Source organism: Streptomyces sp. B1I3, from assembly GCF_030816615.1.
In the GTDB taxonomy this organism is placed as follows: Bacteria; Actinomycetota; Actinomycetes; order Streptomycetales; family Streptomycetaceae; genus Streptomyces.
The window spans coordinates 2,477,599-2,491,872 of record NZ_JAUSYD010000001.1; the positions used below are offsets into that span (position 1 = coordinate 2,477,599).

Here is a 14,274-nt window from a genome sequence, read left to right on the forward strand (position 1 = left end):
ATCTACTGGGCTTCCTCGATCGACCCGAAATGGTCCCAGCCGCCCTTGCTCGTCCACGGCGCCCCGTCGACGGTGACCTGGGGCAGGGCCGAGGGGTTGAGGACCTCGCCGATCACCTTCCAGCGGGCCGGGAGTTTCACGTCCGGCGGGAACGTCGCCACGATCGCGTGGTCCTCTCCCCCGGTGAGCACCCACTGCAGCGGGTCGACGCCGACGGCCTGCCCGATGTCGGACATCTGGGAGGGGATGTCGACCAGCCCGGAGCGCAGATCGATCCGGACCTTGCTGGCCTCCGCGATGTGCCCGAGATCGGCGACAAGTCCGTCGCTGACGTCGGTCATCGCCGTGGCGCCCAGTCCGGCGGCCGCGGGGCCCGCGTGGTACGGCGGCTCGGGGCGCCGGTGGGCCTCCACGAAGGCGCGCGGCGAACGGAAGCCCCGGGAGAGCACGGCGAATCCGGCGGCGGACCAGCCGAGCCAGCCGGTGACTGCCACCACGTCGCCGGGCCGGGCGCCGGCCCGGGTGACGGGTTCGTGGTTGCGCAGGTCGCCCAGCGCGGTGATCGAGACGGTGATGGTGTCACCGCCGACGACGTCGCCGCCGACGACGGCCGCCCCCGCGACCTGGCACTCGTCACGCAGCCCGTCCATGAGCTCGGTGGCCCAGGTGACGGGGAGATCGGCGGGTACGACGAGGCCGAGGAGCAGCGCGGTCGGTACGGCGCCCATGGCCGCGATGTCGGCGAGGTTCTGTGCGGCCGCCTTACGCCCGACGTCGTACGCCGTCGACCAGTCGCGGCGGAAGTGCCGCCCTTCCAGCAGGATGTCCGTACTGGCCACGACCCTGCGGTCGGGAGCGGCCACGACCGCGGCGTCGTCGCCGGGTCCCAGCCGTACCGCCGGAGTGGTGGTGAGCCGGGACGTGAGCTCTCTGATGAGCCCGAACTCCCCCAACTCGCCCACGGTTCCCTTCACCGAGTCTCACCTCTCATCTATCGCACCGGACAGCTGTCCGGGCTGCTTCAGCGGCCGGTTGTCCGGGCCGTGGACGGGCCGGCGACGGCCGCCCGCAGCCGCGCGGCGTACGGGCATCGTCCCTCTTCCGCTCCGGTGGGCCCGCGGTCGCGGGCCCCTGCTGCTGTCGGTACCGTCAGGAGATACGTCAACTTCTGTGGTGCGTACGCCACGCTGTGGGCGTCGACCGGCCCGCAGGTCTCCCCGCGGCCCGCGGCAACGCGATACCGTGGCGTCCCTTTCCCCCACATGATCCTCGTGGCCGCCCTGGAGGTTCCGTGGTACAGGCGTACATCCTTATCCAGACCGAGGTGGGCAAGGCGTCGATCGTCGCCGACACCATCGCGAAACTCCCGGGAGTGATGCAGGCAGAGGACGTCACAGGCCCCTACGACGTGATCGTGCGCGCGCAGGCCGACACGGTCGACGCCCTCGGCCGCATGGTGGTCGCCAAGGTCCAGCAGGTGGACGGCATCACACGAACCCTGACCTGCCCGGTCGTCCACCTCTGACCCCCGTCTACGCTGGGCCGGTGACGTTGATCTGCCGCCGGTCCCTCCGCTCCGCACTGCTCGGTCCGTCCGCCGCTCTGGCCGTCCTGGCCGCGGCGGGCTGTTCCGCCGGTGACGCGGCTCCCTCGGTCTCGGTTCCCACGCCGCCGCCGGAGGAAGCCGCGTACTGCGAGGCGCTGCACAAGGAGCTGCCGGAGACCATCACCGGCCTGCAACGGAGTGATCCCGGGCCGGAGTCGGTGCTGACCGCCGGCTGGGGGGACGGGGCGATCGTACTGCGCTGCGGCGTCCCCCGGCCCGCGAAGATGGATGACGCCCAGTCCAAGGGCGTCGACGCGGACGGCGTCAACTGGCTGCTGGAGCAGCGGGGTGACGCCGGCCCCCGGTTCACGACCACGTACCGCAAGGCATACGTCGAGGTCACGCTCTCGAAGGCGTACGCCCACGACATCACTCCCCTGTCGGCGTTCGCCGCACCCGTCAGGAAGACGGTGCCCGACAGCATCTGACGCCTCTCGTCCGGATCGGGCCGGGCTCGCGGCTCCGATCCGAACGGGAGGGCCGGGCTCAGCGCAGTCCCGTGGAGCGGTTGAGCGCCGCCTGGATGAGCCGGTCCACCAGCTCCGCGTAGCTCACGCCGCTCTCCTGCCACATGCGCGGGAACATGGAGATCGGGGTGAAGCCCGGCATGGTGTTGATCTCGTTGATGACGAAGCCGCCGTCCTCGGTGAGGAAGAAGTCGGCGCGCACCAGGCCCTCGCAGGACGCGGCCTCGTAGGCCTCGACGGCGAGCCGCCGCACCTCTGCGGTCTGCTCTGCGGTCAGGGGGGCGGGGACCAGTCCGGCCGCCGAATCGATGTACTTGGCCTCGAAGTCGTAGAAGTCGTGCGCGGTGACCGGCGGGATCTCGGCGGGCACGCTCGCGCGGGGCCCGTCCTCGAACTCCAGCACGCCGCATTCGATCTCGCGGCCGCGCAGCAGTGCCTCCACGAGGAACTTGGGGTCGTGCCTGCGGGCCTCCTCGATGGCCTCGTCCAGGCCGGAGGGGTCGTCGACCTTGGTGATGCCCACGGAGGAGCCGCCGCGGGCGGGCTTGACGAAGAGGGGCCAGCCGTGTTCGGCGGCGAACTCCATGATCCGCTTGCACGCGGCGGGCCGGTCGGCCTCCCACTCGCGGGGGCGGACCACCTCGTACGGGCCGACCGGCAGCCCGAAGGAGGTGAACACCCGCTTCATGTACTCCTTGTCCTGGCCGACCGCCGAGGCGAGGACGCCGGCGCCGACGTACGGCACACCGGAGAGCTCCAGGAGCCCCTGGAGCGTGCCGTCCTCGCCGTACGGCCCGTGCAGCACGGGGAAGACGACGTCGACCTCGCCGAGAACCCTGGGAAGCGCACCCGGCTCGCTGACGACGACGTCCCGGTTGCCGGGGTCGACGGAGAGCGTCACCGCTCCGAGCCCGGGCTCGGCCAGCTGGTCCACGTCGGGTACCTGCCGGTCCGCGATGGCCATGCGGGCGGGGTCGTCGGCCGTGAGTGCCCACCGGCCGTCCCTGGTGATGCCGATCGGCAGGACGTCGTACTTCGTCCGGTCGACGGCGCTCATGACGGCACCGGCCGTGACGACGGAGATGCCGTGTTCGGAGCTCCGGCCGCCGAACACGACGGCCACGCGCGGCTTGCGGCGCTGCTCGCCGCTCTGCTCGGAGCTCTCGGAGCTCCGGGCGGAACTCTCGGCGCTCTCAGGGCTCTGGGGGAGGTTCTGGCTGCTCATATCGCGATGAGCGTACCTGCTGGTAGGGCTCGAGTCAGCGTCGCTCGGGCTTGGCGCTGCGCGACATCAGCTCCTTGAGCGCGACGACCGGCGGCTTGCCCTCGTGGACGATTCCGACGACCGTCTCGGTGATGGGCATGTCGACCCCGTGCCTGCGCGCCAGATCGAGCACCGATTCGCAGGACTTGACGCCCTCGGCGGTCTGCTCGGTGACGGCGACGGTCTCCTGCAGCGTCATTCCGCGGCCGAGGTTCGTGCCGAAGGTGTGGTTGCGCGACAGGGGTGACGAGCAGGTCGCCACGAGGTCGCCCAGGCCCGCGAGTCCGGAGAACGTCAGGGGGTCGGCGCCCATCGCGAGGCCCAGCCGGGTGGTCTCGGCGAGACCGCGGGTGATGAGCGAGCCCTTGGCGTTGTCGCCGAGGCCCATGCCGTCGGCGATGCCCACGGCGAGGCCGATGACGTTCTTGACGGCGCCGCCGAGTTCGCAGCCGACCACGTCGGTGTTGGTGTACGGCCGGAAGTACGAGGTGTGGCAGGCGGCCTGGAGGCGCTGGGCGACGGTCTCGTCCGCGGAGGCGACGACGGCGGCCGCGGGGCGGCGTTCGGCGATCTCCTTGGCGAGGTTGGGGCCGGTGACGACGGCGATGCGGTCGGCGGTGACCGCGGTGACGTCCTCGATGACCTCGCTCATCCGCTTGGCGGTGCCGAGTTCCACGCCCTTCATCAGGGAGACGAGGACCGTGTCCGGTTCCAGGTGCGGCGTCCAGTCGGCGAGGTTGGCGCGCAGCGTCTGGGAGGGCACGACCAGGACCGCGAAGTCGGCACCGTGCAGGGCCTCGGCGGCGTCGGTGGTGGCCCGGATCGAGTCGGGGAGCTCAATTCCCGGCAGGTAGCCGGGATTGGTGTGGGTCGTGTTGACCGCCTCGGCGACTTCGGCGCGGCGGCCCCAGAGGGTGACCTCGCAGCCCGCGTCGGCGAGGATCATGCCGAAGGCCGTACCCCATGAGCCGGTTCCGAAGACGGCCGCTTTGCCGGGGTGCGTCACGTGGGTCCCTTTCCCTCTGCCTTGCGCCGCTGCTGCGCACGGGCCTTGCGGTGATCGTAGAGCTCGGCGGGGGCCTTCTCGCCGCGCAGGTCCTCCAGCTCGGCCGTGACCGCGGCCATGATCGCCTCGGTCGCCTGGCGCAGCACCTCGGGTGTCGGCTCGAGCCCGTGGAAGCGGGAGAGGTCGACCGGCGGCCCGGCCTGCACGCGCAGGGTCTTGCGGGGGAACAGCCGGAGCTTGTTCTCCTTGGCGTAGGGCGGCATCGCGAGGTTGGCGCCCCACTGGGCGACGGGGATGACCGGGGCCTTGGTCATCAGCGCGACCCGGGCGGCGCCGGTCTTGCCGGCCATCGGCCACATGTCGGGGTCCCGGGTGAGCGTGCCCTCCGGGTAGAAGGCGACGCATTCGCCCCGCTCGATGGCGTCGACGGCGGCGCGGAAGGCGTCGAGCGCGTTGGTCGTCTCGCGGTAGACGGGGATCTGCCCGGTGCCGCGAAGAATCATTCCGACGAAAGGCGTCCTGAACAGTCCGGCCTTGGCGAGGAGCCGCGGCACGCGTCCGGTGTTGTACTGGAAGTGCCCGTAGGAAAGCGGGTCCAGATACGAGTTGTGATTGACCGCGGTGATGAATCCGCCATCGGCCGGAATGTGTTCCATTCCCCGCCAGTCGCGCTTGAACAAGACCACCAGGGGCGGTTTTGCGATGGCCGCCGCCAGGCGGTACCAGAAGCCGATTCTGCGGCGGGACACTCGGACGCCTTCCTCTAGGAACTGACCTGCTGCCCGACTGCGGCGGTGACGTCTCGCCCCGGGCCCCTGCTGTGTGGAGAACACCGTACGCCTCGCCCATGGGGGCGGACCTCCGGGCCGTCGTACCGGCAGGCGAGAATGACGGCCTCGTCAGTCCTGACGCGTATGGAGGGGGAGATCGCCACGAACACCGACCCGACCGGCCCCTGGTCCCTGGTCGTCCCGCTCAAACCGCTCGCCCGGGCCAAGAGCAGGCTGGGGCGGGCGACGGGTGAGGAGCTGCGTCCCCGCCTCGCCCTGGCGTTCGCCCTCGACACGGTGGCGGCGGCGCTGTCGTGCCGGGCGGTGCGGGATGTGGTGGTCGTCACGGACGATCCGGTGGCCGCTCCCGCGCTGGCCGCGCTCGGGGCGCGCACGGTCCCGGACGCACCGGCGGCCGGGCTCGACGCGGCTCTGGAGCACGGGGTGCGGTCGGTGCGTTCACGGCGGCCCGACGCGGCGGTGGCCGCGCTCAACGCGGATCTGCCGGCACTGCGGGCGGAGGAATTGGCGCGGGTACTCGAATTCTCCACCGAATTCCCCCGGGCTTTTGTCACCGATGCCCAGGGAATCGGCACCACATTTCTTTCGGCGATGCCGGGATTCGAATTGCGGCCGTCCTTCGGCGGGCCGTCCCGGGCCCGGCACCTGGAGTCGGGCGCGGTCGAGGTCTCGGCTCCCGGCCTCGACTCGGTCCGCAGGGACGTGGACACGGGCGACGACCTGCGCGTGGCGCTGGAGCTGGGCGTGGGGCGGTTCACCGCGGGTCTGACGGCCGCGGTGGGCCCCGTCGCCGACCGATAGGCTGCGAGCCATGCAGGCGACCTCGTTCACGTACGACTCCGAGACCCGGACCGGCAGTGTGCTGCTCGACGACGGCACCCCGGTGGACTTCGACGCGCCGGCCTTCGACGCGGGGGGACTGCGGCTGTTGCGCCCGGGGCAGCGGGTGCGGATCGAGACCGAGGGCGAGGGCGCCTCGCTGCGCATCACCCTGGTGACGCTCCAGACGCTCTGAGCGGCTCCTGACAGCCCGCGGGCCGGGCTCCCCGAGGGGAGCCCGGCCCGGCGCGCAGGAGAAGGGGAGCGGTGCCCGGTCTCACTTCTTGCGTGCGGTGACCTTCTTGGCCGCGGTCGTGCGTGCCGTGGTCTTCTTCGCGGGCGCCTTCTTCGCCGTCGTCTTCTTGGCGGGCGCGGTCTTGGCGGCGACGGCCTTCTTCGTCGTGGCCTTCTTCGCCGGTGCGGCCTTCTTCGCTGCCGGCGTGGCCTTCTTCGCCGCCGCGGAGGTGCTCTTCGCGGTGGTCTTCTTGGCGGCGGGCGCGGTCTTCTTCGCCGCGGCCGTGCTCTTGCGCGCCGTGGCCTTCTTGGCGGTGGCCTTCTTGGCGGCCGCCTTCGCGGTCGTACGGGTGGAAGGACCGCCCGACAGGCTGCCCTTGGGTGCCTTCTTGACGGACACCTCGCCGCCCTTGGGGAGCTTCTTGGAGCCGCTCACCAGGTCCTTGAAGCCCTGTCCCGCACGGAAACGGGGCACGGACGTCTTCTTGACCCGTACGCGCTCGCCCGTCTGCGGGTTGCGTGCGTAGCGGGCGGGGCGGTCGACCTTCTCGAACGAGCCGAAGCCGGTGACCGAGACACGATCCCCCGCGACAACCGCACGGACGATCGCGTCGAGTACCACGTCGACGGCGTCAGCGGCCTGCTGACGGCCGCCGACCTTGTCGGCAATCGCTTCTACGAGCTGCGCCTTGTTCACGTCTTCCCCTTCGGAGACATTGCCGGAACCAAACCGTCCAGGCTTTTTCGCACGTTAGGCAGATATATACCGCAAATCAAACACGAAACGGGCTAATCACCCTAGTGCCGCAACGAAGTCGACCGCCGCACTGTTCTGCGGAGTCAGTCACCTTCGGGGAATCGGCCCTCATCGAGGTCCTTCATCAACCGGTCCAGACGCCTTGCCGCGCCCGGGAGATCGTGTTTGGCCGAGGCCGTGACGGCCATCAGCTTCCGGGAGAGCGCCATCCGTACGTCCTCCGGGACTTGCAGTACGCGCACCCTTGCGTGCGCTTCTTTCAATCGGTCGGCGACGCGGCCGTAGAGCTCGAGTTGGCTGTCGCGTCCCATGCACCGATTGTGCCATCTGGGGCGAGTTGTCGCCCGAGGGGGTCTCAACAAAGCGCTACGCCCCCTACCGGAAAGCAGGGGGCGCAGTTCGGGAAAAGCGCTGCTCAGACGTAAAGCGTACGCGGCTTGTGGGACGGCCGGGCCGCCTCGTAAGTCGCAATGTCCGCTTCGTTCTGAAGAGTGAGGCTGATGTCGTCGAGGCCGTTCAGCAGGCGCCAGCGGGCGTTCTCGTCGAGCTCGAAGTCGGCTGTGATCCCCTCGGCGAGGACCTGGCGCTTCTCCAGGTCGACGGTGACCGCGGCCGTCGGGTCGGCCTCCGTCAGCTCCCACAGCCGGTCGACGACCGGCTGGTCGAGGACGACGGTCAGCAGACCGTTCTTCAGCGAGTTGCCGCGGAAGATGTCGGCGAACCGGGAGGAGATGACCGTCTTGAAGCCGAAGTTCTGCAGGGCCCAGACCGCGTGCTCACGGGAGGAACCCGTACCGAAGTCGGGACCGGCCACCAGGACCGAGGCACCCTTGCGCTCGGGGCGGTTGAGGACGAAGTTCTCGTCCTTGCGCCACGCCTCGAACAGGCCGTCCTCGAAGCCGTCCCGGGTGACCTTCTTCAGCCAGTGCGCGGGGATGATCTGGTCGGTGTCGACGTTGCTGCGGCGCAGCGGGACGGCCCGGCCGGTGTGTGCGGTGAATGCTTCCATGACTCTCAGACTCCGGCGGGCGTACGGGCGTCGGACAGGTCCGCGGGCGAGGCCAGATGGCCCAGCACGGCGGTGGCGGCGGCGACCTGCGGGGAGACCAGGTGGGTGCGGCCGCCCTTGCCCTGCCTGCCCTCGAAGTTGCGGTTCGAGGTGGAGGCGGAGCGCTCACCCGGGGCCAGCTGGTCGGGGTTCATGCCGAGGCACATCGAGCAGCCCGCGTGCCGCCATTCGGCGCCGGCGGCGGTGAAGACCTTGTCCAGGCCTTCCTCCACGGCCTGGAGGGCGACCCGGACGGAACCCGGGACGACCAGCATCCGTACGCCGTCGGCGACTTTGCGGCCCTCGATGACGGCGGCGGCGTTGCGCAGGTCCTCGATGCGGCCGTTGGTGCACGAACCTACGAAGACGGTGTCCACGCCGATCTCGCGCAGCGGCTGGCCCGCGGTCAACCCCATGTACTCCAGGGCCTTTTCGGCGGCGTTGCGCTCCGAGGCGTCCTCGTACGAAGCAGGGTCGGGGACGTTGGCCGACAGGGGCGCACCCTGGCCCGGGTTGGTGCCCCAGGTGACGAACGGCGCGAGTTCGGCGGCCTCGATGACGACCTCGGCGTCGAAGACGGCGTCGTCGTCGGTGCGCAGCGTCTTCCAGTACGCGAGCGCGGCGTCCCACTCCTCGCCCTCGGGGGCGTGGTCACGGCCCCGCAGGTAGTCGAAGGTGGTCGCGTCCGGGGCGATCATGCCCGCGCGGGCACCGGCCTCGATCGACATGTTGCAGATGGTCATCCGGGCCTCCATCGAGAGCTTCTCGATGGCGGAACCGCGGTATTCGATGATGTAGCCCTGGCCGCCACCGGTGCCGATCCGGGCGATGATCGCCAGGATCAGGTCCTTGGCGGTGACGCTCTCGGGGAGTTCGCCCTCGACGGTGATCGCCATGGTCCTGGGGCGGGCCAGCGGCAGTGTCTGGGTGGCCAGGACGTGCTCGACCTGGCTCGTGCCGATGCCGAAGGCCAGCGCGCCGAAGGCGCCGTGGGTGGAGGTGTGCGAGTCACCGCAGACGACCGTGGTGCCGGGCTGGGTCAGGCCCAGCTGCGGGCCCACCACGTGCACGACGCCCTGCTCGACGTCGCCGAGCGGGTGCAGCCGGACGCCGAAGTCCGCGCAGTTCTTGCGCAGGGTCTCCAGCTGGGCGCGGGAGACCGGGTCGGCGATCGGCTTGTCGATGTCGAGGGTCGGGGTGTTGTGATCCTCGGTGGCGATGGTGAGGTCGAGGCGCCGGACCGGGCGTCCTGCCTGGCGCAGGCCGTCGAACGCCTGCGGGCTGGTCACCTCGTGCAGCAGGTGCAGATCGATGAAGAGAAGGTCGGGCTCGCCCTCCGCGCGCCGGACGACGTGGTCGTCCCAGACCTTCTCCGCGAGTGTCCTACCCATCGCTTTCCCTCCGGCCGGCGTCCTCGCCGGCCCAACTAGAGATTTCGGTGCGCCACCGTCCGGACCCCCGAGCGGGGCGGCGACTACGAGCCGTCGTGCGGCCGCCTCTACAGGTTCGCAACTTCTGGAGAAAATTGAACTTGCGTTTCACAGAGTGAGACGCGAGTATCGTCGTATGGACAACTCTAGCGGCGTCGGCGTTCTCGACAAGGCAGCTCTGGTATTGAGCGCCCTGGAGTCCGGTCCGGCCACCCTCGCCGGACTGGTCGCGGCGACAGGGCTCGCACGACCCACGGCACATCGACTGGCCGTGGCACTCGAACACCACCGCATGGTGGCGAGGGACATGCAGGGCCGATTCATTCTCGGTCCCCGGCTCGCGGAGCTCGCGGCAGCGGCCGGCGAGGACCGCCTCCTGGCGACGGCCGGACCCGTGCTCACGCATCTGCGCGACATCACGGGCGAGAGCGCGCAGCTCTATCGCAGGCAGGGTGACATGCGGATCTGCGTGGCGGCGGCGGAGCGGCTGTCCGGACTGCGGGACACCGTGCCGGTCGGCTCCACGCTCACGATGAAGGCGGGCTCCTCCGCGCAGATCCTGATGGCCTGGGAGGAACCCGAGCGCCTGCACCGGGGACTGCAGGGCGCCCGCTTCACCGCGACGGCGCTCTCGGGCGTACGGCGGCGTGGCTGGGCCCAGTCGATCGGCGAGCGCGAGCCCGGCGTGGCCTCGGTGTCGGCCCCGGTCCGCGGCCCGTCGAACCGTGTGGTCGCCGCCGTCTCCGTCTCCGGGCCGATCGAGCGGCTGACCCGCCACCCGGGCCGGATGCACGCCCAGGCGGTCATCGACTCGGCCGCGCGGCTGAGCGAGGCGCTGCGCCGCACCGGCTGACCCACCCGTCTCATCCTCCCGGGCCGCCCCAGCGTCGTGGCGGTCCCCCTTCAGCCCCTCCCGCCGGCCCGGCCAACCCGCGCGGCGCTCGTCCCCGATATCGCTCATGGGCGGACTCCCGCGTACCGCCCGTGGACGAACTCCCGTGTTCGCACCGGCCTTTGACCTTCCCGACGGCCGCCCGCTTTGCCCTTCCCGGTGGCCGCCCGAGTCCTGCGGGCCGAGCCCTCTGCCGGACGGAACGACATCCCCGGAACAACCACCGCCCCCCGATTGCGGAACACGAGAAAGACCCTCCACCGAAGTGAAGGGCCTTCCCGGACTGCCGTGTTGTACCCCCGACCGGATTCGAACCGGCGCTACTGCCGTGAGAGGGCAGCGTGCTAGGCCGCTACACAACGGGGGCTTGTACTACGGTCTTGCGCTGGGCTACCAGGACTCGAACCTAGAATGACGGTACCAGAAACCGTAGTGTTGCCAATTACACCATAGCCCATGGTGTTTCAAGTACCCCCGACCGGATTCGAACCGGCGCTACTGCCGTGAGAGGGCAGCGTGCTAGGCCGCTACACAACGGGGGCCCTAGCGATCCTGCATCAAGAACGTGGGTGCGACCCAGATGTCCTCGCGGGAAGGATCTGTACCCCCGACCGGATTCGAACCGGCGCTACTGCCGTGAGAGGGCAGCGTGCTAGGCCGCTACACAACGGGGGCTTGTACTTCGATCTTGCGCTGGGCTACCAGGACTCGAACCTAGAATGACGGTACCAGAAACCGTAGTGTTGCCAATTACACCATAGCCCACTGAAACGCAACCCCTAGAGGGTTTTGTTTCTGTCTGCGCTTCCCGACCGGATCTTCCGGCCCGCTCGGGCGGCGCAGGAAGAACATTACCCGAAGGTGTCCGGCGCTCCAAAACGGGTATGGCCCGCGAGCAGGTCGGGCAGCTCGCCGAGCCCCGTGATCCTGACCAGCTCGGGCCGGCCGCCGAGCCCGTCCCGGTCCAGCCAGATCCCGGTGAGCCCCGCGGCCACGGCGCCGCCCGCGTCGATGTCGGGCTCGTTGCCGACGTACGCCACCTCGTGCGGATCCAGCTCCAGGGCCTCGCACGCGACGTGGAAGGCCGCGGCGTCCGGCTTGGCGACCCCGATCTCGACGGCGCACACCACCACCTCGAAGCGGTCCCGCACACCGAGGGTGCGCAACTTGCGGTCCTGGTTGTGGATGCTGGAGTTCGACAGGACGGCGTGGCGGAAGCTTCCCGCCAGCCGGTCCAGGACCGGCAGGGTGTCCGGGAAGAGCCGCCAGGCGGCCTCGTAGTGGGCGGCGTGCCGGCCGAACCAGCCGTCGGCCTCCCCGTCGCTCAGCCCCCGCCCCAGGAACGCCCGCACCCGCTCCCGCCGCTGCCCCTGGAAGTCGAGCTCCCCGGCGGCGAAGCGCGCCCACTGCACGTCCGTGACGGCCTTCCAGGCGTCGAGTGCCTTCGTGAGGGAGCCGTACCCCTCCGGGAAGCCCTCGGTCTCCAGATGCTTGCGCATGCCGGCGCGGTCGGCGCCCGAGTAGTCGAAGATCGTGTCGTCGATGTCCCACAGGACGGCGCGGATGACCATGGTGCCGAACCTACCGTTCACCGGCGCGCGCGCGGTACGGAGCGCCGGAACACCGCCCCGGCGCGGCTGCGTGCGCCCCCGCGGACGCCGGTGGGCGGCCACGGGAACGTCCCGTGACCGCCCACCCGGGGCATCGGCCGGACCGCCTACGCGGCCAGCTTCGCCAGCGCCGCGTCGATGCGGGCGATCGTCTTCTCGCGGCCCAGGATCTCCAGGGACTCGAAGAGCGGCAGGCCCACCGTGCGGCCGGTCACGGCCACGCGGACCGGGGCCTGCGCCTTGCCGAGCTTCAGGCCGTGCTGCTCGCCGGCGGAGAGGACGGCGGCCTTGAGGGCCTCGGCGTTCCACTCGGCGGCGATCAGCTCGGCGCGGGCCGTCACGAGGAGGGCGTCGGAGCCCTCCTTCATGGCCTTCGTCCAGGACGCCTCGTCGTGGACGGGCTCGTCCAGGAAGAGGAAGTCGACGTTGGCCGTGATGTCCGAGAGAACCGTCACACGGGTCTGGACGTGCGGGGCGATCTCGGCGAACTGCTCCGCGTCGAAGGCCTCGGGCGCCCAGGGGGCGAAGGGGGCCTTCAGCCAGGGGCCGCACGCCTCGGTGAAGGTCTTCACGTCGAGCATGCGCAGGTGCTCGGCGTTGATGTGCTCGGCCTTCTTGAGGTCGAAGCGGGCGGGGTTGGCGTTGACGTCGGCGATGTCGAACGCCGCGACCAGCTCGTCCCGGCCGAAGATGTCGCGGTCCTCCGCGATCGACCAGCCCAGCAGCGAAAGGTAGTTGAGCAGCCCTTCGGGCAGGAACCCGCGCTCGCGGTACAGGTTGAGCGAGGCCTGGGGGTCGCGCTTGGAGAGCTTCTTGTTGCCCTCGCCCATGACGTACGGGAGGTGACCGAAGGCGGGGGTGTCCTTGGCGATGCCCAGCTCGATGAGCGCCCGGTACAGGGCGATCTGGCGCGGGGTGGAGGAGAGCAGATCCTCGCCGCGCAGGACGTGGGTGATCTCCATCAGCGCGTCGTCGACCGGGTTGACCAGCGTGTAGAGAGGAGCGCCGTTGGCGCGGACGATGCCGTAGTCCGGCACGTTCTCCGGCTGGACGGTGATGTCGCCGCGGACGAGGTCGGTGAAGGTGATCGCCTCGTCCGGCATCCGGAACCGGACGATCGAGGTACGGCCCTCGGCCTCGTACGCGGCCTTCCGCTCGTCGCTCAGGTCGCGGCAGTGGCCGTCGTAGCCCGACGGCTTGCCGGCCGCACGGGCGGCGTCGCGGCGGGTGTCGAGCTCCTCGGTGGTGCAGTAGCAGGGGTACGCGTACCCGGCCGCCAGCAGCTTGCCGGCGACGTCCTTGTAGAGGTCCATCCGCTGCGACTGGCGGTACGGGGCGTGCGGGCCGCCGATCTCGGGGCCCTCGTCCCAGTCGAGGCCGAGCCAGCGCATCGACTCGAGCAGCTGGCCGTACGACTCCTCGGAGTCGCGGGCCGCGTCGGTGTCCTCGATGCGGAAGACCAGGGTGCCCTCGTGGTGCCGGGCGAAGGCCCAGTTGAACAGGGCCGTGCGGACCAGTCCCACGTGCGGGTTGCCGGTCGGGGAGGGACAGAAACGGACGCGGACGGGTGCGTTAACCACGCTTGATCACCTTGTTGGTGAGAGTGCCGATGCCTTCGATGGTGACGGCGACCTCGTCGCCGACGTGCAGGGGTCCGACCCCTGCGGGGGTTCCCGTGAGGATCACGTCGCCCGGGAGCAGCGTCATGGCCTCCGTGATGTGGACGACCAGGTCCTCGATGGACCGGACCATGTCGCTCGTACGGCCGAGCTGACGCTGCTCACCGTTGACCGTGGCCTGGATCGCGAGGTCGGTGGGGTCGACGTCGGTCTCCACCCAGGGACCGAGCGGGCAGGAGGTGTCGAAGCCCTTCGCCCGGGCCCACTGGTTCTCGCGGCGCTGGACGTCACGGGCGGTGACGTCGTTGGCGCAGGTGTAGCCGAAGATGACGTCCTTGACGCGCTCACGCGGAACCTCGCGGCACATGCGGCCGATCACCACGGCCAGCTCGGCCTCGTGGTGCAGTTCCTCGGAGAAGGAGGGGAACTCGATGGAGTCGCCGGAGCCGATCACCGAGGTGGTGGGCTTGAAGAAGGCGACGGGCACATCCGGGACCTCGTTGCCGAGCTCGGCGGCGTGTTCCGCGTAGTTGCGGCCGATGGCCACGACCTTGTTGGGGAGCACGGGCGGCAGCAGCCGGACTTTCTTCAGCGGGACCTTGGTCCCGGAGAGTTCGAAGTCGGCGTACGGGATGCCCTTGATGATGTCGAGGACGAGGCTGTCGGGGCTGTCGCCCTCGACCGCGCCGAAGGCGACATTGCCGTCGATGGAGAACCTGGCGATGCGCACG

Annotated in this window: 16 protein-coding genes and 5 tRNA genes; 5 read left to right on the forward strand and 16 right to left on the reverse strand. The window is 70.2% G+C overall.

Annotated elements, in window-relative coordinates:
* Positions 1-2: 2 nt before the first annotated feature.
* Positions 3-974 (reverse strand): thiamine-phosphate kinase, encoded by a 972-nt coding sequence (locus tag QFZ58_RS11220; RefSeq protein WP_307124785.1) that lies wholly within the window; start codon positions 972-974, stop codon positions 3-5.
* A 317-nt stretch (positions 975-1,291) separates the two neighbouring features.
* Here QFZ58_RS11220 and QFZ58_RS11225 point away from each other — a divergent pair, with 317 nt between their 5' ends.
* Positions 1,292-1,525 carry an Lrp/AsnC family transcriptional regulator gene (locus QFZ58_RS11225; RefSeq protein ID WP_307124786.1) on the forward strand — a complete coding sequence of 78 codons (234 nt, stop codon included), beginning with the start codon at positions 1,292-1,294 and terminating at the stop codon, positions 1,523-1,525.
* Positions 1,526-1,545: 20 nt separating this feature from the next.
* Positions 1,546-2,034 carry a DUF3515 domain-containing protein gene (locus tag QFZ58_RS11230; protein ID WP_307124787.1) on the forward strand — a complete coding sequence of 163 codons (489 nt, stop codon included), beginning with the start codon at positions 1,546-1,548 and terminating at the stop codon, positions 2,032-2,034.
* A 58-nt stretch (positions 2,035-2,092) separates the two neighbouring features.
* Here QFZ58_RS11230 and QFZ58_RS11235 read toward each other — a convergent pair whose 3' ends face one another.
* The 3 genes from QFZ58_RS11235 to QFZ58_RS11245 are packed head-to-tail and all read right to left on the reverse strand — an operon-like array spanning position 2,093 to position 5,092.
* Positions 2,093-3,298, reverse strand: coding sequence for a D-alanine--D-alanine ligase family protein (locus QFZ58_RS11235; protein WP_307124788.1), 1,206 nt, complete (start codon positions 3,296-3,298; stop codon positions 2,093-2,095).
* 34 nt (positions 3,299-3,332) lie between these two features.
* A complete protein-coding gene (locus QFZ58_RS11240; RefSeq protein ID WP_307124789.1) occupies positions 3,333-4,343 on the reverse strand; it encodes an NAD(P)H-dependent glycerol-3-phosphate dehydrogenase in 1,011 nt (336 codons plus the stop codon).
* Complete coding sequence (locus tag QFZ58_RS11245) at positions 4,340-5,092, reverse strand: 1-acyl-sn-glycerol-3-phosphate acyltransferase (RefSeq protein ID WP_307124790.1); 753 nt, start codon at positions 5,090-5,092, stop codon at positions 4,340-4,342. Before QFZ58_RS11245 ends, QFZ58_RS11240 begins: the two co-directional genes overlap by 4 nt.
* A 138-nt stretch (positions 5,093-5,230) precedes the next feature.
* Here QFZ58_RS11245 and cofC point away from each other — a divergent pair, with 138 nt between their 5' ends.
* Both cofC and QFZ58_RS11255 read left to right on the forward strand, forming a co-directional pair.
* Positions 5,231-5,935 carry a 2-phospho-L-lactate guanylyltransferase gene (gene cofC / locus QFZ58_RS11250; RefSeq protein WP_307124791.1) on the forward strand — a complete coding sequence of 235 codons (705 nt, stop codon included), beginning with the start codon at positions 5,231-5,233 and terminating at the stop codon, positions 5,933-5,935.
* A gap of 10 nt (positions 5,936-5,945) precedes the next feature.
* Positions 5,946-6,149: a hypothetical protein gene (locus QFZ58_RS11255; protein ID WP_147959669.1), complete on the forward strand. Its 204-nt coding sequence runs from the start codon at positions 5,946-5,948 to the stop codon at positions 6,147-6,149.
* An 81-nt stretch (positions 6,150-6,230) separates the two neighbouring features.
* Here QFZ58_RS11255 and QFZ58_RS11260 read toward each other — a convergent pair whose 3' ends face one another.
* From QFZ58_RS11260 to leuC, 4 genes are all read right to left on the reverse strand, one after another.
* Positions 6,231-6,884 (reverse strand): HU family DNA-binding protein, encoded by a 654-nt coding sequence (locus QFZ58_RS11260; protein ID WP_307124792.1) that lies wholly within the window; start codon positions 6,882-6,884, stop codon positions 6,231-6,233.
* Between the two features lie 143 nt (positions 6,885-7,027).
* Positions 7,028-7,255, reverse strand: coding sequence for a hypothetical protein (locus QFZ58_RS11265; protein ID WP_307124793.1), 228 nt, complete (start codon positions 7,253-7,255; stop codon positions 7,028-7,030).
* Positions 7,256-7,359: 104 nt separating this feature from the next.
* Positions 7,360-7,953 carry a 3-isopropylmalate dehydratase small subunit gene (leuD, locus tag QFZ58_RS11270; RefSeq protein WP_307124794.1) on the reverse strand — a complete coding sequence of 198 codons (594 nt, stop codon included), beginning with the start codon at positions 7,951-7,953 and terminating at the stop codon, positions 7,360-7,362.
* A gap of 5 nt (positions 7,954-7,958) precedes the next feature.
* Complete coding sequence (gene leuC / locus QFZ58_RS11275) at positions 7,959-9,383, reverse strand: 3-isopropylmalate dehydratase large subunit (protein ID WP_307124795.1); 1,425 nt, start codon at positions 9,381-9,383, stop codon at positions 7,959-7,961.
* A gap of 175 nt (positions 9,384-9,558) precedes the next feature.
* Here leuC and ndgR point away from each other — a divergent pair, with 175 nt between their 5' ends.
* Positions 9,559-10,275 carry an IclR family transcriptional regulator NdgR gene (gene ndgR, locus QFZ58_RS11280; RefSeq protein ID WP_014048551.1) on the forward strand — a complete coding sequence of 239 codons (717 nt, stop codon included), beginning with the start codon at positions 9,559-9,561 and terminating at the stop codon, positions 10,273-10,275.
* Positions 10,276-10,608: 333 nt separating this feature from the next.
* Here the strand turns inward: ndgR and QFZ58_RS11285 are convergent.
* The 8 genes from QFZ58_RS11285 to QFZ58_RS11320 all read right to left on the reverse strand — a co-directional run bounded on the left by QFZ58_RS11285 (position 10,609) and on the right by QFZ58_RS11320 (position 14,273).
* Positions 10,609-10,681 (reverse strand) — tRNA-Glu (locus QFZ58_RS11285).
* Between the two features lie 18 nt (positions 10,682-10,699).
* Positions 10,700-10,771 (reverse strand) — tRNA-Gln (locus QFZ58_RS11290).
* A 12-nt stretch (positions 10,772-10,783) separates the two neighbouring features.
* A tRNA-Glu gene (locus tag QFZ58_RS11295) sits at positions 10,784-10,856 on the reverse strand.
* Between the two features lie 60 nt (positions 10,857-10,916).
* Positions 10,917-10,989, reverse strand: a tRNA-Glu gene (locus QFZ58_RS11300).
* Between the two features lie 18 nt (positions 10,990-11,007).
* Positions 11,008-11,079 (reverse strand) — tRNA-Gln (locus QFZ58_RS11305).
* Between the two features lie 86 nt (positions 11,080-11,165).
* The gene (locus QFZ58_RS11310; RefSeq protein WP_307124796.1) at positions 11,166-11,885 is read right to left on the reverse strand and encodes an HAD family hydrolase; all 720 of its coding nucleotides are present in this window, start codon (positions 11,883-11,885) and stop codon (positions 11,166-11,168) included.
* A 146-nt stretch (positions 11,886-12,031) separates the two neighbouring features.
* A complete protein-coding gene (gene gltX, locus QFZ58_RS11315; protein WP_307124797.1) occupies positions 12,032-13,504 on the reverse strand; it encodes a glutamate--tRNA ligase in 1,473 nt (490 codons plus the stop codon).
* Entirely contained in the window at positions 13,497-14,273 is a 777-nt protein-coding gene (locus QFZ58_RS11320; RefSeq protein WP_307124798.1) for a fumarylacetoacetate hydrolase family protein, read from the reverse strand. Before QFZ58_RS11320 ends, gltX begins: the two co-directional genes overlap by 8 nt.
* Position 14,274 lies beyond the last annotated feature (1 nt).

Excerpts from the sequence above, each read along its gene's own strand:
- QFZ58_RS11235 (WP_307124788.1), bottom strand. The coding sequence starts at position 3,298 with ATGAGCAGCCAGAACCTCCCCCAGAGCCCTGAGAGCGCCGAGAGTTCC.
- cofC (WP_307124791.1), top strand. The coding sequence starts at position 5,231 with ATGACGGCCTCGTCAGTCCTGACGCGTATGGAGGGGGAGATCGCCACG.
- QFZ58_RS11255 (WP_147959669.1), top strand. The coding sequence starts at position 5,946 with ATGCAGGCGACCTCGTTCACGTACGACTCCGAGACCCGGACCGGCAGT.
- QFZ58_RS11265 (WP_307124793.1), bottom strand. The coding sequence starts at position 7,255 with ATGGGACGCGACAGCCAACTCGAGCTCTACGGCCGCGTCGCCGACCGA.
- leuD (WP_307124794.1), bottom strand. The coding sequence starts at position 7,953 with ATGGAAGCATTCACCGCACACACCGGCCGGGCCGTCCCGCTGCGCCGC.
- leuC (WP_307124795.1), bottom strand. The coding sequence starts at position 9,383 with ATGGGTAGGACACTCGCGGAGAAGGTCTGGGACGACCACGTCGTCCGG.
- ndgR (WP_014048551.1), top strand. The coding sequence starts at position 9,559 with ATGGACAACTCTAGCGGCGTCGGCGTTCTCGACAAGGCAGCTCTGGTA.
- QFZ58_RS11310 (WP_307124796.1), bottom strand. The coding sequence starts at position 11,885 with ATGGTCATCCGCGCCGTCCTGTGGGACATCGACGACACGATCTTCGAC.